Genomic DNA, 20674 nt, shown 5'->3' with positions numbered 1-20674 from the left:
TTCTTTATGAATTAATTTATTAAAAGAGGCAGTTCAATTGAGTGCCTCTTTTAATATAGTATATATTCTTTCATTTAATTCTTTTAATACACTTTTAGCTACTTTACTATTTTAACAAACTTCTTCTTGCCTAACTTTATTATATCTCCATTTTTAATTGTTATATTGTTAAAATCAGATACTTTTTGCATATTTACATATACTCCACCTTGACTTAAAAGCCTTTTAAATTCATTATAGGATTTTATTAAGTTACTTTTAGCAAGAACTTTTCCAACATCTTCTAACAAGCTACATTCAGAAGATATATTTATTTCAGGCACCTCATCAGGTATATTTTTATTTTTAAATACATTTTCAAAATATTTAAGTGCGAATTTACTTTCTTCTTCTGTGTGATATAATCTTGTTATAATTTTTGCAAGCTCAAATTTGACATCTCTTGGATTTTTGCCATTATCCAACTCTTCTTTAATTCCTCTAATTTTATCTGGATGCTCATCGGTAGCAAGTTCGTAATATTTTATAATTAAATCATCAGGAATTTCCATTACTTTCTTAAACATTATTTCTGCTGATTCTTGTATTCCTATATAATTTCCTAAACTCTTACTCATTTTTTCCTTTCCATCCAGTCCTTCTAATATAGGCATAAATATTGCTGTTTGTTGCTCCATTCCAGCATTTTTTTGTAATGTTCTCCCCATAAGAATATTAAATGTCTGATCAGTTCCTCCTAATTCTATATCCGCCTTTAATGCAATAGAATCGTAACCTTGCATTAGAGGATAAAAAAATTCATGAATTCCAATAGGAGTATTAGAATTATATCTCTTTTTAAAATCTTCTCTTTCTAGCATTCTTGCAACTGTTGTAGTCGCAGCCAGTTTTAAAACTTCTTCAAATGACAGTTCAGATAACCATTCACTATTAAACTTAATTTCTGTTTTATCTCTATCTAAAATTTTGAAAATTTGCTTTTGATACGTTAATGCATTTTCTACTACTTCTTCTTTGGTCAGAGGCTTCCTAGTTTTAGATTTTCCGGTTGGATCCCCTATTTTACCCGTAAAATCCCCAATTATTATAACTGCTCGATGCCCTAAATCTTGCATTTGCTTAATCTTTCTTAATACAACCGCATGACCTAAATGGATGTCTGGCGCAGTTGGATCTAAACCTAACTTAATTATTAAAGGTTTATCTTCTTTTACCGACTTAATAATCTTTTTCTCCAAATCATCAATGCTAATTATGTCTGCAACTCCTTTCCTTATAATTTTAATTTGTTCTTCAGTATTCTTTTTCATCTTCTTAACTCCTAAATATTTCTTATTTTTAATATAAGTAAGCGTTACAAGATTCAATATTTGCAACAAAAAAACTCTTGTCCTTTAAAATATAAAGGACAAGAGTATAACTCCCGTGTTACCACCTTAATTCATTAATCGCTCACACGATTAACCTCTTCAAGTACGCCAAAATTTTGGTTATACTTTAGCACTATAACGGGTGCAGGGTTCCGTCATCACCTACTCAAAAGAAACTTTTTTCAGCTTGAAGCTCTAAGATGTATTCAAAACCAGCTTCCATGCACCTCTCATCAACCGGTAACTTTCTGTATGGCATCACTAATTTCTACTTATTCTTTTCATTGCTTTTATTGAAAATCTAGAATAAAGAAATATAATAAATTACTTTCCTTATTATGCGATATATTAAATTGTTTAAATTGTACAAAAAACTTAAGCTTTTGTCAATATAAACTTTATTGTTTAATTGCTACAGCTATGATATCCATGCTCCATTTGAATCAACTCTATATTTTCCATCAATAACGGAATTAAGAGCCATAGCCCCGCTTCCAGGATAGCAATAATACCATTTTCCATTAGAGTATATCCATCCGGTTTTCATTATGCCATCATTGCCTAAGTAATACCAATTATTATCTATTACATTCCATCCAGTTGCATAACGTCCTGTATTTTCCATAAAATACCACGCAGAATTAACTAAATTCCACCTACCATCTTTATTTGACTTAAGCTCAGATAATAATCCTGCATAACTGCTTGCCTTATTATTCTCATAATTATAATCCTCAGAGCATTCTGGATAATCACTTTCTTTCCATGTAAATCCATCATTTTTTAGAACCTTATCTTGTCTTAGAAAATATTTATTATTTCCTAATGCATCATTATTTGTGACATCTAAATGGTACCACTTATTATTTAATTTAACTAAGTTCCATCCATGAGGAACGCCATCTAAATTTCCAATAATAATTTTATTCTCTACACCTGCTAATTTAAGCATTTTATAAGCAGTCATGGCATAACCTTGACATGTAGTTTTTCCAGTTGTCAATGCAGAATAGGCATTATTAGATACAAGACTATCATCATATTCAAATCTATTTATTAAATATTCATTTATTGCCTTAACCTTATCAAAATCGCTCATTCCATTGGTAGTTATAGAATTAACTATTTTAGTTAGCTCTTGATTAATATATAACTCTTGATCTTTAGTTGTTCTATAAGTAACCTTTAATGTTGCTTTATCTCCAACTCTTTCATAGACCATTTTCTCTAGTGATCTCATTAAGTAATCATCATCTTTTGCAATATTTTGTACCACTTCTAATACATCAGATTTATAATAATCAATTTGAAACTCTGTGTCCCAATTTTCTAAATGGTTATATACATATGAGTTTAAATCATTATCTGCTGCAAAAACAGGTTGTCCCATTATTGCTGATATTATTATTAATCCAAGTAATAGATTTCTAATAACGTTTCTCATCAATAAATCCCTTCTTTCTTCATATGAATCCCATTGGAATAATTTTTGTTAATATTATGTTATAAAGCAGCACAATTCAATACTTTCCTCCTTCCCAGATTATTATTTACCTCCCAAAACATATATATCTATTATATCAGAATATTATCAATGATGCTAAATTCAAATATATATTCATAAAAATAACTACCTAAAATATTAAATTTTCTAGGTAGTTGCTAAAACTATTTTATAATTCAAAAGTGCTGTTATCGATCCATTTATACTGTGGTCTTATGACTTTTATATCTTTTACTAATTTATACAGTGCCTCATCTTTCTGCTTGCATTCTAGCATTATATCAAAATCCCTATCTAGAACCTTGGCTTTTTCTAAGAATTCAACAAGATCCTCTGCATTTATATAATCAGCATGTTTTCTATCTTTATCGTGGTCTTTTGGTGTTGAAAAATGTATTTTAGGTGGGAAAAATTCATTATCCCATGTATTAAAAATCTCCTCAAGTAAGTCCTCTATATTTTCACCATTATTATTGCAATTGTGATGGTGAACATCTAAGACCATTGGAAGATTTAAAGTCCTGCATATATCTAGAACTTCCCTTGCCGTATATATTTTATCATCATTTTCAAGAATTAATTTAGATCCTATTTCTTCTGGAATTAGAGAAAAATTATCAATGAATCTGCTTATTCCTGACTCTTTTCCACCAGTTGCTCCTCCAACATGCAAAACCATTTTTCCATGTAAATACCCAAGATCCTCAAACCATTCTACTTGACGCATTAAATTGCTGATAGAATTTTTAACGATCTCATTACTTGCACTATTTAAAACATTAAACTGATCTGGATGTGTATCCACTCTCATGTTATTTTGCCTAATTATTCTTCCAATAAATTCAAAATCCTTTTTAAAAATCTCTCTATGTCCCCAATAACCAACATCAGGATGAGTAACTAGAGGAATTAACGCAGATGTTATTCTATAAAAGTGTATTTGATTATCCACATTATAATTAAGTATTTTCTCTAGATCATTTAAGTTAGATAGTGTTATACTCTTTAGTTTATCTAATTTGTTCTTTTCAGAAATAATTTTATTATAATTTGTAAACGTAACTGTGCTAGAACTAGAAATCTTTTTACCCAACCTCATTGAAATTGCTACATAGCCAAACCTTATTCTCATAATTCTTCTCCTATGTACTTAATATTTCTTGAACATAATAAAAGAACTCCAAAGTGGAGTCCAATTATATGTAAAGAGATTAATGAGTATTAGAGGTTGTATTAAAAGTTAGATTAATATTTAATAATTTAAACTTTTAAACACTCTATTACTTATTATAATCTCATCAGTTATTATTGTAAACATTTTCTTTTAAATTATAACTATTTTTTTAATATCTTTGCAAATTTCTTATAACTATACAAAAAGAAGTTATCTAAAAATAATAAAAATTAATGTTAATCATCCATTATTATTTTCCTATTCTTAGATAACTTCTTTTAACTATTTTAGTCAGAAATTCTATGCTTAAGCCAGTTATTTCCTCTAAGCCTAAAGCAGTACATAAGTCCACGTACAATCCAATCAATATACATAGCAATCCAAATTCCTAAAACACCAATTCCTAGAACAATACCTAAAATATAACCTGCAAATATTCTAAATATCCACATACCTATAAATGCAGTTAGCATAGTATATCTGGTATCACCAGCTCCTTTAAGGCCTGATGAAAGTATGAAAGATATCCCCCAAGCAATTAATGCTATACTGTTGCTTCTAGTTAATGTTGCTGATATATTTATTACCTCTGGAACATTTGTATAAAGAGATGCTAACCATTTTGATATAGGTATAAAAATCAATCCCAAAGATACTAAGCAAATAGTACCAAACTTAGTCAAGTATATTAATGTACTCTTTGCACCTTTAATATCATTTCTCCCTACATACTGTCCCACAAAAGTTGTTGCTGCTAAACAAAGTGAATTTCCCGGAACATTTATCATTATAGCAATTGATGATGAAATTGCATTGGCAGCAATAGATGCTGTTCCCATTGTAACTATAAACATCTGAACTATTAATTTTCCTGCATTAAATATCACTTGTTCCATGCCCGCTGGAATTCCTATATTAAATATATTTTTCTGTATTTCCATATCAAATTTAAATGGAAATATCTTTTTTAATTTTATAATTTTACTTCCTCTAAATAAAACTAACATTATAATTAAAGTACCAATAAGTCTAGCAATTGCAATTGCTACTGCCGCACCAGCTATCCCAAATGATGGTATGTTCAATGCATTAATTCCAAATATCAATGTATATCCTAAAGCAATATTTATAAGATTCATAAATATTGTTATTTGCATAGGAGTTTTTGTATCTCCACATCCTCTGAGTATACCATTAGCAATTTGTTCTATTGCTATAAATGGATACGTAAGCAAAGTAAACTCCAAATATAGTTTTGCATCGATTTTAACTAATTCTTCTGCTGAACCATAAAGTACATTAATTAATTTAATCCTGAAAATCCACAAAAGCAATGTTATAATTAATGATACTAAAATACCTGATACAATAGCTTGTTTAGCTGTTTCATTTGCTTTCTTAGGTTTATTTCTTCCTATCTGCTGCGCAACCACTACCGTTGCACCAACTGATAAAGCTGCAAAAAATGATATGAACATATTGTTTATAGAATCAACCATTCCTATTGCTGATACAGCTTGTTCACCAATATGTCCTGCCATCATTGTATTACATGTACCTAATAACATAACAAATGTTTGCTCTATCATTATAGGTATTGCTAACTTTAAAACATCTTTTCTTATTAACACACAATATCCTTCTTCCTTCTAGTAAAACACCCAAGTTACTAGTTTTTTCTGTTAACGTTAAACAAAAATTAAAGCTATATATTTATAGCTATTACCCTTGTCCATTTTCAATTCACATTATATATCTTCATATTCGTCTTTATATCACTCCTCGCTGCTCCAACAATTTAATGCTCATATATTCAATAATAAATTCCATCTTCCATAATGTATTCTAATACACGCTATCCCAAAATCAATAATTTATAATACATTTTTTATAAAAACACGCAAATAGAATGACATATCGTTAATATTTCATAAACATATATCATTCTTTCTTTGATATAAAATTTTTATAACTATTTATAATCTTATCACTTATTACTAAAAATCACCACCTTACTCTACATACTTTATCACTAAAATAAGGTATTTAGATTATTCTTCTTTTGACTAACACTTGTTTTTATTAATATTCTGTGCAATATGAATTAATTCATAAAATTTCTTACATTTCTTTCAAGGCTTTTTAATATATATTCTTTAACTAAATTTCTACATTTAAATTGCGTATGAGTATTTCACTTACTAAAACTTTAAATATAAATTTATTACATCAATATATACGTATTAATTATTATGTTATTTTATTAAATCTATTTATATAATCTCTTATCACTTTTAGCACATAAGTTTCTCTAAAAATCCAGTTTGGAATTGGTTCTACTCCTGATGATATTATTTTTTCATTATTATTAATAGCATCTTCTATTTGTATCCACTCTGGCCTAAATTTTAATTTAGCCTCATATGGATCCAATTTTTGAGCTTTCCTTACATTTGATACTTCTGCTAAGTAATAGTAAGAGATCATCTTAAAAACTCTATTATTAACATATTTATCTTTGCTTCTTTCTGTTATAATTCCAAGTTGATCACCAATTTTACTGCAAACATATCCAGTTTCTTCTTCCACTTCTCTTTTCAGAGCATCTATATGCCCCTCATCCTTTTTCATTCCTCCTCCTGGAAACTTATAATCCTTATTCTTGGAATGTACCATTAGAATCTTTTTATCCTTTATTATTATTCCTCTTACTGCTTCCCTAAAATTGATTTTTTCGATTGAATCACTTACTTTGTCTATTTCAAAAAGTTTGTTGAACATAATATTCATTTTCTCACATCCTTATTCTTCAAAATTCCCTATACCATAAATAATTTATCTACTAAATCTTTGATTTCGCCCAGATATTGTTAAAATAATAATTAATTTAGTTAGCCATTAATGATGTTTTTTATATTTTTTACTATTTTACAGAAAAATATCCTTAAATAAATTATACTTTAATTATCTATTATTGTAAAAATTTATTAAAATTTTAAACCCACAAAGTTTTTGCAAACCTTGTGGGCCATATTTGAATTTTATGAAATGTATCTACTTTTTTATATTAAATAGAAATTGTTCGTTTGTACTATTTATGAAGATATTTATAATGGTGTGTGGACATTAACAAATATCTTTTAATCATAATACTTAGTGGTGTGTGGTCACTAAATATTAAACTTTTGGTGGTTAATTACTCACATTCATGGTAGTGTGCGTTACCAAGAATATTTTATTTTGTATTCAAAATTTTGATAAAACTTTTTTAATTATATTAATCAATTCTAATAATCTAAATTATCTATTTGCTAAATACAATTTTTATAATCAAATGTATAAAGCATTTTTATAAAAGGAGTTTTTTATGCTTAAAGCGAGGTCACGCGATAAACTTCCCTCAAGCATATTATTTATTGTATATTCTTTAACTGTGTCATATGCGTTAAAAATCATCTTTGCTTTCTTACTATCGTTATATACCTTCCAGTATCCACATAGTAAACATTTTTTAGTAGTACATTCCATAAAATCTTTAACATCTTCAAATGGTATTCCTAGGAATAATCCAAGCTCATGAGGGCAGTGATATTTATTATATCTAAATTTTAATGTATCAATATATCTATCTATTTTTATTTGGGAAGGATACCCTATGTTTGCTAAAAAATCTATATGTGATTTTTTATTTAACTCTTTTTCTAATATATTTTCATCATAAATCATTATTATCATACAATCATTATTTTCTCTTAACTCTATGAATTTTAGATTTATATTCTTTATAAATTTTTTTCCGAAGTCATTCCAGCCAATATACATCTTTTCATTACTTTTTTTCAAATTTATAGTTACAGCCGGTTTAACTCCTGCGATAACTAATGATGAATTATATACCAAGAAATTTTCTATATATTCCTTCTCATCCATCAAATCTAATCTTTTGTAAAAATCTAGATATTTCATATCATATCACCACCAAATTTAATTATATATTAGCAATCTTCTTACCAAAGTCTATGCAATCTTGTTCAGCTTCATCTGGCTCATTTTGAACTATTAATGGTGTTTCTACTACAACACAACCATATCCATTCATTCTTTCTTCAAAATCTCTCATCCATTTTCCATCGCCCCAACCATAAGAACCGAAAAGCGCAACTTTCTTACCTGATACCTTAGTTGAAATTTCCTCTATAAATGGCTCAAACTCTGACTCTTCTAATACTTCATCTCCCATTGCTGAACAACCTAGAATAAGTATATCCTCATTTAGTAATTCGTCTATATTTACATCTGAGACATTTATAGTATTAACATCTTTCCCACTTTCTATGATTCCTTTTGCAATTAATTCTGCCATTTTTTCTGTGTTTCCTGTTCCTGACCAATATACTATTTTCATTACTTATACCACTCCCTATTTATTTAAATAATCTTGAAAATCATTCTCAATTAGATAATATTATATATAACCACTTTTGTCAAGTTTTATTAATAAATTTTATATTTTTTTCCTTAACTAATATTTTTTATATTATTTATAATCAATCTTTATTGTATACAAACATATATAAGGATGCACTGAAGATTATAATATATCCCACAAGACTTAAGTAATCAGGAAGTATTCCAAATAAACATAAACTTATTATTGCCGAAAAAATTATATTTGTATAATCGAATATTGATATTTCTTTTGCTGGTGCATACTTATACGCTAAAGTTATTCCAAATTGTCCAAGACTTGCAAAAATACCAGCTAAAAGCAAATAGATAAGTTGCATTATATTCATATTTTCATAGTATATTATCATTAATGGAAAAGTAATTACACTAGAAATAAAAGAAAAATAGAATACAATAGTTTCTGGATGTTCTTTTCCACTTAAAGCTCTAACACATGTATAAGCTGCTGCTGCAGTGACACCACCTAAAATTCCAGCTATTGCAGGCATTATTTCTAAGTTTAAAGAAGGCTTTATTATGAACAAAGTTCCTACAAAGGCTATAATTATTGCTATAATTTGTTTTATATTCACTTTCTCTTTTAAAAATATTCCCGAAAAAATAATTACGAAGAAAGGGCTTAATTTATTTAGCATATTAGCATCTGATAGAACTAATTTATCTATAGAGTAAAAATTAAATAAAATTCCTAAGGTTCCAAATATCGACCTGAGCAATAATGTCTTTTGATTATTTTTTTGTCCAAAAAAGTTTCCTCTATGTTTTGATATTAGTGCAAATGCCACCATGAGTGATACTATATTTCTAAAAAAAGTTTTTTGAAATGATGGCAAATCACCAGAAATCTTAATAAATGCTGACATCATTGCAAACCCAAATGCAGATGCAGTTATAAATATTATTCCTTTCTTTCTGTTACTTAAATTTGTTAATTTCATTTGTCCTCCTATTAGTATATATTTATTAGTATAAAAGCGCATAAGCTACTATTAATAAGTGCTCACACGCTTATATTTTATTCAATCAATTCTAAAACTGGTCTATACCCTACAGTTTCATATTTTAAGTCCTTAACTGACTGTTTAGAATATGTTGTTGAATAATATCCTCTTATTATACAGAATTTTTCACTTCTTAAGCCTTCGCTTTGAGTGAAAGATGAGAAATTATACCAATGCCATAAAGCATTATTATTTCCATTAATCTTCTCATCATCAAATTTCTTTATATTATTATCTACATCATAATCTTCACTTGGTGGAAGTCCATCAATTTTATTAGGATTTACTATATACTTATCCCATTCATTATTCTTATAATTTTTCTTTTCACTATATCCAGTTAAGAGCCTTAAGATGTATTTTTCTCCTTCTACTATCACTACTTTACCAAAAACTAAATTTTGATCATTTAGTTCATTCCATGAAATATTTTTCAAAATATTTCTATCACAAATCAATAATTTCTTTCCAGCATCATTTATCTCTATCCAAGACAATTTATAATCATCATCTTTATCAGTATCTTTAATTTCTATTTTTTGGCCTGCAAATGAAGTAATATCTTTGAACTGCAAGAAATCTCCTGGCACCTTTTGCTTTTCATCATTTAAATATAAAGTACCAAAGCTCCTTATTATACCTGTTGAATATGTCTTAATATCAATGATTTTTTTTATCTTTTTATTTCTAAATCTCTTACCCATTGCTATAGCACCACTTAATGCTGCCATAGATCCAACAATAACTCCTGTTCCAATTAACTTATTTTTTTTACTTTTATCCATAAGTTCCACCCCTTTTACCATTGATTTTATATTTACATAAATTTAATTATATGACTTTTTTTATATTTTATTCTTTTAAAACTTATATGAATTATTATATCTTATTATGATAGATCCTTAAATACAAAAATTTCTTATATTTTTGTATTATCAAAATCATGATTATTTAGCAAAGTAATTTTTATTAAGCATATTATTGCTTAATCGAAATTCTGTTTTCTCCAATCTCGTACTTTGTTAACTTATTTCCACTTATAGAAATAATCCCTTTAGAATAAGATTGCAAAAGATCTCCTTCATACTTAATTGTCTTCTTACTAATCAGCTCTAAAACACTTTCAGCAGATTTATCATTAATATAAACCTTTCCTGAATAATCTACAATTATATCTTCCTTACTTACTGGCTTCGATAAAATCAGCATATTCCATTTTATTTTTCCTTCGTTTAATGCTGAATAATATATTTTAGTAATATTGCCGCTAACTTCTTCACCAAAATATACATTGTCATTAATATCACTGCCTAGTATTTTTATAACTTTTGCATTTGGTATTTCTATGTTATTGGGACTATTTAATATGGTTGCTCCATTCCCCATTTCCATTACCGCATTTGTACTTGTAGTAGGAACCACTATATTTCCAATTTCTTTATTTGATCTGACTTTCTCTAATTGATTCATTACATTAGCATAATATAGATCACTTTTTCCATTCGCTTTATCAATTTTTATGTAAAGACTATGTGTTGCAGTAGAAAATACTACATTACCTACTTTATCGCTTGTATTCCTTGTATCTATTTTCAACTCATTTAAATTAAAATCTGCAAGTTGTCGTGTTTCTCCTTTCTTTGCATCAAAAGAGACTGGCTCAAAATAAGCTCCTCCTTTTTTTTGCACTTTTTGTATAACTATTATATTGTTTTCATTTGTTAACCATTTATAGAACACTACATCTCCGCCATTATCACATTGGAATTCTTTTTCACTATTATCATTGCTATCTAATACCTTAAGTTTACTATTTTCTATATAAGCAACAAATCTGCCATCTGAGGATACTGATGCTTTAGACACCCCATCTTTAATATTAATTTCATTTTGCTTATTATCTTTTGGAGTTTCCTTTTCTTCAACTTTTTCAGCTTGAATTTTTACATCTGAAGATAAATATATATTTTCTACATATAAAAATATACCTTGTTGAATTACTATCGCTATAAGTGTCCACACTACTATTCTTATCAGGTTTTTCATTAACTACCCTCTCCTACAAAGATACTTCAAAATCACTTCTACTTTTGTGTTATATGTAATATTTATTATGATAATTTTTCATAAAATTTATTTTACTCAACGTAAAAAGCTGTGGCAACAGATCTTTCACCATCCCAAGCATTTGGCGAATTTATCACTTCTCCCTTATAGTACATTGTAGAAGAATAACCACCATCAAGAGCACCCGCATTAATAGCACCTCTATCTAACATTATTTCTTGAACATCATACAAACTTGCTCCAGGCGCTGTAATTTTTCGCCCATCAATAACTAAAAATATAACTGTACCATCTTCTTTTTGTCCCACTGCGGTTCTAGGATTAAGCCCATCAGAGGTCTTATCTTTAACTTGAGGCTTACCATTTATAATAATATTAGGCCTTCTAAAACACATTGCTTCTTGTACTCCTAGCTTTTGAATCTCATCAAGAGTATGATCTCCCACAATAAGCTGACCACCTTTAGTAAAGGCTATAACATTTTCAACATTAGTCCTATTGACATTGCTCTTAGGATATACAACTTTTCCACCTGATATAACAAATCCTCCTGGCTCTGCCCCAGTTCCCGCATAAAGCGTTCCATCAGAAGATTTATCTACAAAAGATCCACCATTAATAGCTGCAATAGCATTATTCTCTTCTGCCATTTCGCTGGTTTTCTGTCCCATTTTTCCTAAATATTTTGTCATTGCAACTTTAACTCCTAATGGATTTTTTATTTCAAGTATATATCCATTATATCTGTCCGTATGTATATCATATCTAGTTATTTCATTTCCACTAGTATATTTAACTTTTACTTTATTTAAGTCTGTTTCTGTATTTTGGGTACTATCATCTTTCGATTCTTCTGTATTTTTGTTAACTCCTAAGATTTTATTTATTTCTTCCTGAGACATGAAATCAGTTAATAGATACGCATGTCTTGTTCCAAGTAATGTTGAAACAAATACTTTTCTTGTATTTTCATACGGTCCAAAAAATAATACTAGAGGCGTACTTATACATAGAAAAATAATTATGTATACTATTCCCAAAAAGAATACCAGCGGTTTAAATTTTTTATTTTTAATTTCCTCTTTTTCTTGATGATTACTTTGCGTATCCATCGATTACCTCCTAATAAATTGCACATTATTTTAATAGCCTATAAAACTGTACAATCACCATTGTATAAACTAAAACTAACATAAAACAATAATTGTAATAAAAACAATTACATGTAAATTCCTTCAAAAACTTTAATGCACAATGTACGTTAATTATAAATTATGTACATTATGCATTATAAATACATGATTATGCTAACTAAAACATTAAATTTAACACAATTTAATTAAATATTGTCTTCAAGTGTTAAACCTGCCTCATTATGAAATTGCTGCTCCACAATACTTTCATTTTGTTTTTTATGATATTTAAGTTCATCACCTAAATTTTTAAAGGCAACTGACAACATTAGCTTAATTCTATTTAACTGGTTTACATTTGAGGCACCAGGATCATAATCTATTGCCACTATATTTGATTTTGGATATCTTTCTTTTAGTGCTTTTATCATACCTTTTCCAGTAACATGATTAGGCAAACATGCAAAAGGTTGAAGACACACTATATTACTTGTACCAGACTCAATAAGTTCTATCATTTCTGCTGTTAAAAACCAACCTTCTCCAGTTTGGTTTCCAAGAGAAAGTATAGGTGATGCCATACCTGCTAATTCTTTTATGTGCTTTGGCTTAGAAAATCTAACGCTTTTTTCTAGTTGTTTTTTCATAGTTTTTCTGTATGTTTCAATATACGAAATAGCCATATTACATAAATTTTTTGAAAGCTTACTTCCTGCCAAATATTTTGCTTTAAAGTCTGCGTCAAATGCTGAGTAGAAAAAGAAATCTAAAAGATCTGGCACAACTGCTTCTGCTCCTTCATTTTCTAAAATCCCTACAATATCATTGTTTGCTGTTGGATGGAACTTAACCAATATTTCTCCAACAACACCAACCTTAGGTTTTTTAACATTTAGTAGTGGTAATTCATCAAACTCTTGAATGATTTCTTTTATGTTGTTATTAAACTCTCTCTTGCTTCCATTGACTAAATTCAATTTTACCTTTTCATTCCACTTCTTATAAATATCATTAGCAGATCCTTTAACTTTTTCATAAGGCCTTGTCCTATACAATACTCTCATGAATAAGTCTCCATATACTAATGCCATAATAGCTTTATGAAGTAATTTTGGAGTAATCTTAAAACCTGGTTGTTTTTCAAGTCCTACTGCATTTAACGATATAACAGGTACTTGTTCAAATCCAGCATGCTTTAAAGCCATCTTTAAAAATCCAATATAATTTGTTGCTCTACAACCACCGCCAGTTTGAGATATTATAACTGAAGTATTATTCAAATCATATTTTCCAGATTTTAAAGCTTCAATTATTTGACCGATTACTATAATTGATGGATAACAAGCATCATTATTAACATATTTTAATCCTTCATCAACAGCTTTCATGTCCATTGATGGTAAAACTTCTAAATTATAGCCTGATGCATTCACTGCTGTCTCAATCAAATCAAAATGAATAGGAGACATTTGAGGGCATAAAATCGTATGTTTTTTTCTCATCTCTGGTGTAAATACTGGATTTTTGTATACTACTTGTTCTTCAACTGGTTTATAATTTTTTCGTTCTCTTTCGCCCATTGCAGCTTTTAATGATCTAATTCTAATTTTAGCAGCCCCTAAATTATTTCCTTCATCTATTTTTAATACTGTATATATCTTTCCTTTTGAGGATATAATTTCAGAAACTTGATCTGTAGTAACTGCATCTAATCCACAACCAAAAGAATTTAACTGAATCATATCTACACAAGGCTCATCAGCAACAAAAGCAGCGGCTCTGTATAATCTTGAGTGATACATCCACTGATCTACAACTCTAAGCTTATCTTTTAATACTCCTAAATGAGATACGCTATCTTCTGTTAATACAGCCATATCAAAAGAATTTATCATATCAGGAATTCCATGATTTATTTCAGGATCTACATGGTAAGGTCTTCCACTTAATACTATTCCTTTTTTATTATTCTGTCTTAGATATGAAATAACTTCCTCACCTTTTTTTTGAATATCCTTTTTGAAATTCTCTCTTTCTTTAATTGCTTCTTCCACTGCTGTTTTAGCCTCTTGTATACTTACATTAAATGCCTTGAATTCACCCACTATTCTTTTTATAAGTTCCTTTTCATTGTCCAAAGATAAAAATGGCTCCATGAAATTAATGTTATTTTCCTTTAATTCATCCATATTATTTTTTATTGCTTCTGGATAAGAAGTTACCATAGGACAATTGTAATGATTTTGAGCATCCATAAACTCTTTTTTCTCATATGATATACAAGGATAAAATATATTTTTAATTCCTCTATTTATTAAATTCATTATATGACCATGCGCCAATTTTGCTGGATAACAAGCTGACTCTGATGGAATTGTTTCAATTCCAAGTTCATATATCTTCTTGCTTGAAGGTGCTGATAATTTAACGCTAAATCCTAAATTAGTTAAAAGTGTAAACCAAAATGGATAATTTTCATACATGTTAAGAACTCTTGGAATTCCTATAACTCCACGTTTAGCTTCTTCTTCTTTTAAAGGCTTATAGGCAAATGTTCTCTTATATTTATAATCGAATAAATTTGGTAGTTTGTTTTCCTTAGACTTTTCTATTCCAAGCCCTCTTTCACACCTATTTCCTGAAATGAACTCCTCATCTGTAGAGAATTTATTTACAGTAAGCAAACAATTATTTCCACACTTTCCGCATCTTCTAAATGATGCTGTCATTTCAAATTGATCTATTCCATCTCTAGGTAATAAAGTTGACTTTTCTCCTTCAATATATCTTTCCTTTGCAATAAGAGCACAACCAAATGCTCCCATTAGTCCTGAGATATCTGGTCTTACTGCTTCTCGGCCTGATATAAGTTCAAAACTCCTAAGTACAGCTTCATTATAAAATGTTCCACCTTGCACTATAACTTTTTCACCTATGTCTTTTTCATCTCTTAACTTTATTACTTTAAACAAAGCATTCTTTATAACCGAGTATGACAGACCAGCTGATATATCTGAAATCTCAGCTCCTTCTTTTTGAGACTGTTTAACTCTAGAGTTCATAAATACTGTGCACCTAGAACCTAAATCCACTGGAGCTTTAGATTTTAAGGCTTCTTTTGCGAAATCCTCTACCTTCATATCAAGAGACTTAGCAAAACTCTCAATAAAAGATCCGCATCCTGATGAACAAGCTTCATTTAAAAGTATTCCATCAATTGCATCATTTTTTATCTTTATGCACTTCATATCCTGTCCACCTATGTCCAAGATAAAATCTACACCTGGCAAGAAATGGTCTGCAGCCTTATAATGTGCAATTGTTTCAATTTCTCCTATATCTATATGAAGAGCTGCTTTAATAAGCGCTTCTCCATAGCCTGTAACAGAAGAGTTTGCAATCTCTATTGTTTCTGGAAGCTTTTCATATAAATCTTTCATGATTTCTACAACTTTATTTAACGGATTCCCTTCATTGCTTCCATAGTAAGAATATAGAAGCTCAGAATTTTCACCTATAAGTGCTACTTTAGTAGTTGTGGAACCAGCATCTATTCCTAAAAATGCTTGTCCTTTATATTCCCTTAACTCTCCCCTTTTTACAACATTTTTATCATGTCTCTCTTTAAACTTGTTGTAATCTTCTTTATCTTTAAATAACGGTTCAAGTCTTGGTTCAGTATCATCCTTTATATTAGAAATATCAGAAATTTTATCTACTATATTTTTTAAAGATGTTGATTTTTCCTTTGTTGACAATAGAGCCGCTCCCATCGCAACAAAAAGTTGAGAATTTTCTGGTGCAATAATTTGGTCATCCTTTAAATTCAATGTTTCAATAAATCTTTCCCTTAATTCTGAAAGGAAAAATAAAGGACCTCCTAAAAATGCAACATTGCCTCTTATAGGCTTACCACATGCAAGTCCTCCTATAGTTTGGTTAACTACAGCTTGAAATATCGATGCGGCTATATCGCTTTTTTTAGCGCCTTCATTTATCAATGGCTGAACATCTGTTTTCGCAAAGACACCACATCTTGATGCTATAGGATATATTACTTTATATTCTTTAGCATACTCGTTTAACCCCATTGCATCAGTATTCAATAATATGGCCATTTGATCAATGAAAGCTCCAGTACCGCCGGCACAACTTCCATTCATTCGTTGCTCTATTCCACCTCTAAAATATGTAATTTTTGCATCTTCCCCGCCTAATTCTATTACAACGTCAGTCTCAGGAATAATTGTTTCAACTGTTTTTGAACATGCAATTACTTCCTGTACAAAACCAAGATTAAGCCATTTTGATACTGACAATCCTCCTGATCCTGTTATATTAATTTTGCAATTAACATTCCCTAATTCATCATAGCATTCCTTTATTAAGTCAATTATTGTACTTCTTATATCTGAAAAATGTCTTTTATATTTACTATATATTAAAATGTTCTCATTATTAAGAACCACTAATTTTACTGTTGTTGATCCTATATCTAAACCAATTTTATAATTTATCATATTTATTTCACCTACTCTGTTTTTTCAATGTACATATTGGTTATATAATTTTAAAGCTTAAGCACATGAAAGAAAATAATCCCTCATGCATACTGGTCTGTTATTTTTTTGATTATGCCTTAATAAATACTTCCATATGTATACTAATATAAAGTATTGTCTATAATTATAAAGAATTTAAGTTAATATTTACAATTTTGCTATTGGAGGTCACAAATGAATTATTTTACTGAAGGAAACAAATTTTACAATATGAAGGATTACGAAAAAGCCATGGATTTTTATAAAAAGTCCGCATCAGAAAATTTAAACACGGCTTGTTCATACTATAATTGTGGAGTTTGTTTAATTAAACTCAAAAAATTTGATGATGCAATAATTATGCTTAACAAAGCAATTTCTCTTAAGCATGAAAGTAAATACTTTTTTAATCTTGGATATTGCTATGTCATGAAAGAAAGCTTTAATACAGCTTTACGTTTCTTTAATTTAGCATGGTCAATAGATCCTAATGACAAAGATTGTGAAAAGGCCATAGATCTTATTATTTCAAAATTTAAAAAAGCAAACTAATTTACCATTCACCAGCAATTTCTTCTACATCATGCTTATTAAATAAATTGGAATCAAAATAATTTCCTCCATCATAGAAGGTTGTATCTACATTGATCCATTTATTTTCATCCGCTAAATAAACTTGGTTCCATGCATGGCCAACATATTGTTCTCCATCATAGGCTTGGCCTCCTAAAAGCCTAACTTTAAGATTAGCAGCTCTAGACATCGCTACATAAAGACATGCCTTATCAAAACAAATACCCGTTCTACTACTGAACGCTGGAATTGCACCGCTTTCTGGCATTTTTTCAGTGTCGCCTCCACTTAAAACTTCTTGAGCCTTTTCATTATCGTACTTTATATTACTTCCAATCCAACTATATAATATTTTTGCTCGTTCCCTATCAGTTTTAGCGCCCTGAGTTAATTTTAGCGCTTTATTATCAATTTCTTCATTTGATTTAATACCGTCTTCTATAGTAACTCCATTATAAATAATAATTTCTTTTGATGATGCATTTTTAATTGACTGTATGTTCTTAAATAATTTACTATTTACAATCTTGCTATTTTCACTTGGTGAATATTCTTGTTTAAGAACATTTTCTGTAAATGATTGAACTGACGTGGAATTAAATATTATACTAGGAAAGACTAATAGTGCAATTATGATACTTACTTGGATACATCCTGAGATGATTCCATTAACTACTAACATAGTTTTATTTTCATTCATAATTTTTCCTCCACAAATAATATTTTCACCCTATTATAATGTATATTCTAATTATATCAAAAATGAGAACATAAGCATATTAAAAATACATCTAAAATATGTGCTTTGAATTTCAACGAGCGAAATATAAAAACACTATTAAAAATCATTCACGTCTACAGCCATAACTTTTTTGATTACCTGACTAGTAACCTCTGTATTATATCCCTTTGAAATTAAATACCTATATAATTTTCCTGAAATTTTATAAGTATCGGTCTCTTTATTCTTTATTAAATTATATTTTTTTTGTGCTATATCAAATGCAACATCTTTTTCATTTTCTTTATCTAGATTTAATAATTCCTCATCAATGATTTCTTTGCAAATTCCTTTGCGAAGCAATGTATATTTTATTTTCTGACTTCCCATTGATCGTAATTTATCTTTTATAAAAATTTTTGTATAATTGCCATCATTTATAAAATTATATTCTTTAAGAAATTCAATAGCTTTGTCAATAGATGATTCGTCATACTCTTTAAGCTTTAGCTTATCTCTAACCTCTTTTTCGGTTTTATATGTTTTTTCTATTATTCTCAAAGCAGATTCCTTACACCTCATAAAGTTTTCACTTTCTGCTAGTGTCCTCAATTTCTCAGGATTTATTTCACTATTTACTTTAAGACTTTCTTTATAAACCAATTCTGCTGAAATAGAAAATGCATACTCACCATCTAAGAATAAATTAACTCTTTCTTTGTTTCTCTTTTGAATTTCTATTTTCGTTATTTTCGCCATAGTTAAAACTTTCACCTTTTTTATTATTTAATTTACTAGTTAGACTTTAGTATGTGTATCGTTGGGCTTTTTAAAACTTTTTTCCCAACTTCATTAATCTTTAATATATCCACCATATTTAATCTATCCATATCTTTAACAAATTCAAATATGTCCTCGCCCTCTAATGCCTGATGAAGCATGTAATTGCATAACTCAGATGAATCCTCTAATGTTGATATTACAGCTGTCTTATGGACTTTCTTCATTATATTTAAATCTCTATCTCCTATTTGAATCTTTCCATCAACTACGCTTTTTATTGTTTCCTCAATGGCCGCTTTAGCTTCATCAACGTTTTCCTCACTAACTGCTGTGTATATATAGAGAGTTTTTATATTATTGGTTATTTCTAAATGAGTATAAATATCGTAAGCTAATCCCCTATTCTCTCTAATTTCTCTAAAAAGAAGTGAATTCGAACTTTCCCCAAGTCTATGATTCAAAATTCTTAGTGGAAGTTCATTTGATTTTTCTAAATCATTGAAGGTATATAAATAGACTATAGTGCTTTGCTCTATATCCTTCTTATAACTTATTCCTGTTATTTCTTTATTTTTTTCTATTATGATATTTATAGGTTCCGGCTTTTGCCCTTCCCATTGACTGAAATAGTTTTTCACTAAGTTTATAGCTTCATCATGCTCTAAAGGCGATACCATAGTTATGAGAGAATTTTTTGGTGTATAGTACCTTTTATAAAAAGACATCAATTTCTTTCTGGTGAATCCAGAAACATTCTCTTCAAGTCCAGTAACTTCATATTTCAAAGCACTTTTATTAAATGCAAGTTTATTTACATTTTTAAAACTAAAATCCTCTATATCATCTTTGCTCATCCTTATTTCTGATAAAATTACACCTCGTTCTTTTTCTATTTCATTTTTATCAAATGTTGGATTTACAATCATATCGGCCAAAAGCTCTGTTGCTTTTCTAAATTCTTCAATCAAGCAGCTAATCGTATAAACCGTAACATCATAATCTGTATAAGCATTATATTCTCCACCTAAAGCCTCTAATTCATCATTTAAGTCTTCACCAGTTCTATTGATGGTTCCTTTAAACAAAGTATGTTCAATAAAATGACTTATACCTTTTTCTTTCATATTCTCATATAGAGCACCGACCTTAACTCCTATATTAATAGATGCAATTTGAGTGTCCTTCTTAATAGTTATTACTTCCAAGCCATTTTCAAGTGTATGTCTCTTCACATCAAAATTTAATTTTATCATTCACTATTCTCCTAATTACATATCAAATATCCTGATACTTTGCGATCTTTTCATTTAAAATAACACTAGTAATGCTAATCACGT

The 20674-nt window shown here is 28.9% G+C and carries 16 protein-coding genes and 1 other annotated feature; of the genes, 1 reads left to right on the top strand and 15 read right to left on the bottom strand.

Features of this window, described 5'->3' with window-relative positions; translation table 11 throughout:
• Positions 1–98: 98 nt before the first annotated feature.
• From tyrS to F3K33_RS12300, 12 genes are all read right to left on the bottom strand, one after another.
• Positions 99–1310, bottom strand: coding sequence for a tyrosine--tRNA ligase (gene tyrS, locus F3K33_RS12355; RefSeq protein WP_023976527.1), 1212 nt, complete (start codon positions 1308–1310; stop codon positions 99–101).
• Between the two features lie 91 nt (positions 1311–1401).
• Positions 1402–1664 (bottom strand) — a binding site (T-box leader).
• Between the two features lie 124 nt (positions 1665–1788).
• Positions 1789–2814 carry a transglutaminase domain-containing protein gene (locus F3K33_RS12350; RefSeq protein WP_023976528.1) on the bottom strand — a complete coding sequence of 342 codons (1026 nt, stop codon included), beginning with the start codon at positions 2812–2814 and terminating at the stop codon, positions 1789–1791.
• Between the two features lie 229 nt (positions 2815–3043).
• Positions 3044–4006: a UV DNA damage repair endonuclease UvsE gene (uvsE, locus tag F3K33_RS12345; RefSeq protein ID WP_039769756.1), complete on the bottom strand. Its 963-nt coding sequence runs from the start codon at positions 4004–4006 to the stop codon at positions 3044–3046.
• A 329-nt stretch (positions 4007–4335) separates the two neighbouring features.
• Positions 4336–5679 carry an MATE family efflux transporter gene (locus F3K33_RS12340; protein WP_023976529.1) on the bottom strand — a complete coding sequence of 448 codons (1344 nt, stop codon included), beginning with the start codon at positions 5677–5679 and terminating at the stop codon, positions 4336–4338.
• A 619-nt stretch (positions 5680–6298) separates the two neighbouring features.
• Entirely contained in the window at positions 6299–6838 is a 540-nt protein-coding gene (locus tag F3K33_RS12335) for an NUDIX domain-containing protein (protein ID WP_034851959.1), read from the bottom strand.
• Positions 6839–7378: 540 nt separating this feature from the next.
• Positions 7379–8014, bottom strand: a complete 636-nt coding sequence (locus F3K33_RS12330) for a DUF3793 family protein (protein WP_039769757.1) — start codon at positions 8012–8014, stop codon at positions 7379–7381.
• A gap of 22 nt (positions 8015–8036) precedes the next feature.
• Complete coding sequence (locus tag F3K33_RS12325) at positions 8037–8453, bottom strand: flavodoxin (RefSeq protein WP_023976532.1); 417 nt, start codon at positions 8451–8453, stop codon at positions 8037–8039.
• Between the two features lie 142 nt (positions 8454–8595).
• Positions 8596–9456, bottom strand: a complete 861-nt coding sequence (locus tag F3K33_RS12320; protein WP_039769758.1) for a DMT family transporter — start codon at positions 9454–9456, stop codon at positions 8596–8598.
• Positions 9457–9533: 77 nt separating this feature from the next.
• Positions 9534–10304: a hypothetical protein gene (locus tag F3K33_RS12315; protein ID WP_012058622.1), complete on the bottom strand. Its 771-nt coding sequence runs from the start codon at positions 10302–10304 to the stop codon at positions 9534–9536.
• A 193-nt stretch (positions 10305–10497) separates the two neighbouring features.
• The gene (locus F3K33_RS12310; protein WP_039769759.1) at positions 10498–11565 is read right to left on the bottom strand and encodes a hypothetical protein; all 1068 of its coding nucleotides are present in this window, start codon (positions 11563–11565) and stop codon (positions 10498–10500) included.
• Positions 11566–11657: 92 nt separating this feature from the next.
• The gene (locus F3K33_RS12305) at positions 11658–12698 is read right to left on the bottom strand and encodes a phosphodiester glycosidase family protein (RefSeq protein WP_023976717.1); all 1041 of its coding nucleotides are present in this window, start codon (positions 12696–12698) and stop codon (positions 11658–11660) included.
• A gap of 227 nt (positions 12699–12925) precedes the next feature.
• Positions 12926–17239, bottom strand: coding sequence for a 2-hydroxyacyl-CoA dehydratase (locus F3K33_RS12300; RefSeq protein WP_039769761.1), 4314 nt, complete (start codon positions 17237–17239; stop codon positions 12926–12928).
• A gap of 216 nt (positions 17240–17455) precedes the next feature.
• Here F3K33_RS12300 and F3K33_RS12295 point away from each other — a divergent pair, with 216 nt between their 5' ends.
• Complete coding sequence (locus F3K33_RS12295; RefSeq protein ID WP_012058618.1) at positions 17456–17812, top strand: tetratricopeptide repeat protein; 357 nt, start codon at positions 17456–17458, stop codon at positions 17810–17812.
• A gap of 1 nt (position 17813) precedes the next feature.
• On the opposite strand, the gene F3K33_RS12290 is transcribed toward F3K33_RS12295, so the two are convergent.
• The 3 genes from F3K33_RS12290 to F3K33_RS12280 all read right to left on the bottom strand — a co-directional run bounded on the left by F3K33_RS12290 (position 17814) and on the right by F3K33_RS12280 (position 20590).
• The gene (locus tag F3K33_RS12290) at positions 17814–18533 is read right to left on the bottom strand and encodes a transglutaminase-like domain-containing protein (protein ID WP_039769764.1); all 720 of its coding nucleotides are present in this window, start codon (positions 18531–18533) and stop codon (positions 17814–17816) included.
• 138 nt (positions 18534–18671) lie between these two features.
• Complete coding sequence (recX, locus tag F3K33_RS12285) at positions 18672–19313, bottom strand: recombination regulator RecX (RefSeq protein WP_023976720.1); 642 nt, start codon at positions 19311–19313, stop codon at positions 18672–18674.
• 35 nt (positions 19314–19348) lie between these two features.
• Positions 19349–20590, bottom strand: coding sequence for a M16 family metallopeptidase (locus tag F3K33_RS12280; RefSeq protein WP_023976721.1), 1242 nt, complete (start codon positions 20588–20590; stop codon positions 19349–19351).
• Positions 20591–20674 lie beyond the last annotated feature (84 nt).

The sequence above is a fragment of the Clostridium beijerinckii genome (assembly GCF_008705175.1).
GTDB classification, from domain to species: Bacteria; Bacillota; Clostridia; order Clostridiales; family Clostridiaceae; genus Clostridium; species Clostridium beijerinckii.
Note: the sequence above shows the minus strand (reverse complement) of the source record. Positions and strands in the feature narration are given on the sequence as shown.

Bases quoted from the DNA above. Each gene is read 5' to 3' on its own strand.
- F3K33_RS12310 (WP_039769759.1), bottom strand. From the start codon at position 11,565: ATGAAAAACCTGATAAGAATAGTAGTGTGGACACTTATAGCGATAGTA.
- F3K33_RS12320 (WP_039769758.1), bottom strand. From the start codon at position 9,456: ATGAAATTAACAAATTTAAGTAACAGAAAGAAAGGAATAATATTTATA.
- F3K33_RS12335 (WP_034851959.1), bottom strand. From the start codon at position 6,838: ATGAATATTATGTTCAACAAACTTTTTGAAATAGACAAAGTAAGTGAT.
- F3K33_RS12300 (WP_039769761.1), bottom strand. From the start codon at position 17,239: ATGATAAATTATAAAATTGGTTTAGATATAGGATCAACAACAGTAAAA.
- recX (WP_023976720.1), bottom strand. From the start codon at position 19,313: ATGGCGAAAATAACGAAAATAGAAATTCAAAAGAGAAACAAAGAAAGA.
- uvsE (WP_039769756.1), bottom strand. From the start codon at position 4,006: ATGAGAATAAGGTTTGGCTATGTAGCAATTTCAATGAGGTTGGGTAAA.
- F3K33_RS12350 (WP_023976528.1), bottom strand. From the start codon at position 2,814: ATGAGAAACGTTATTAGAAATCTATTACTTGGATTAATAATAATATCA.
- F3K33_RS12325 (WP_023976532.1), bottom strand. From the start codon at position 8,453: ATGAAAATAGTATATTGGTCAGGAACAGGAAACACAGAAAAAATGGCA.
- F3K33_RS12295 (WP_012058618.1), top strand. From the start codon at position 17,456: ATGAATTATTTTACTGAAGGAAACAAATTTTACAATATGAAGGATTAC.
- F3K33_RS12280 (WP_023976721.1), bottom strand. From the start codon at position 20,590: ATGATAAAATTAAATTTTGATGTGAAGAGACATACACTTGAAAATGGC.
- F3K33_RS12305 (WP_023976717.1), bottom strand. From the start codon at position 12,698: ATGGATACGCAAAGTAATCATCAAGAAAAAGAGGAAATTAAAAATAAA.
- F3K33_RS12330 (WP_039769757.1), bottom strand. From the start codon at position 8,014: ATGAAATATCTAGATTTTTACAAAAGATTAGATTTGATGGATGAGAAG.
- F3K33_RS12290 (WP_039769764.1), bottom strand. From the start codon at position 18,533: ATGAATGAAAATAAAACTATGTTAGTAGTTAATGGAATCATCTCAGGA.
- F3K33_RS12315 (WP_012058622.1), bottom strand. From the start codon at position 10,304: ATGGATAAAAGTAAAAAAAATAAGTTAATTGGAACAGGAGTTATTGTT.
- tyrS (WP_023976527.1), bottom strand. From the start codon at position 1,310: ATGAAAAAGAATACTGAAGAACAAATTAAAATTATAAGGAAAGGAGTT.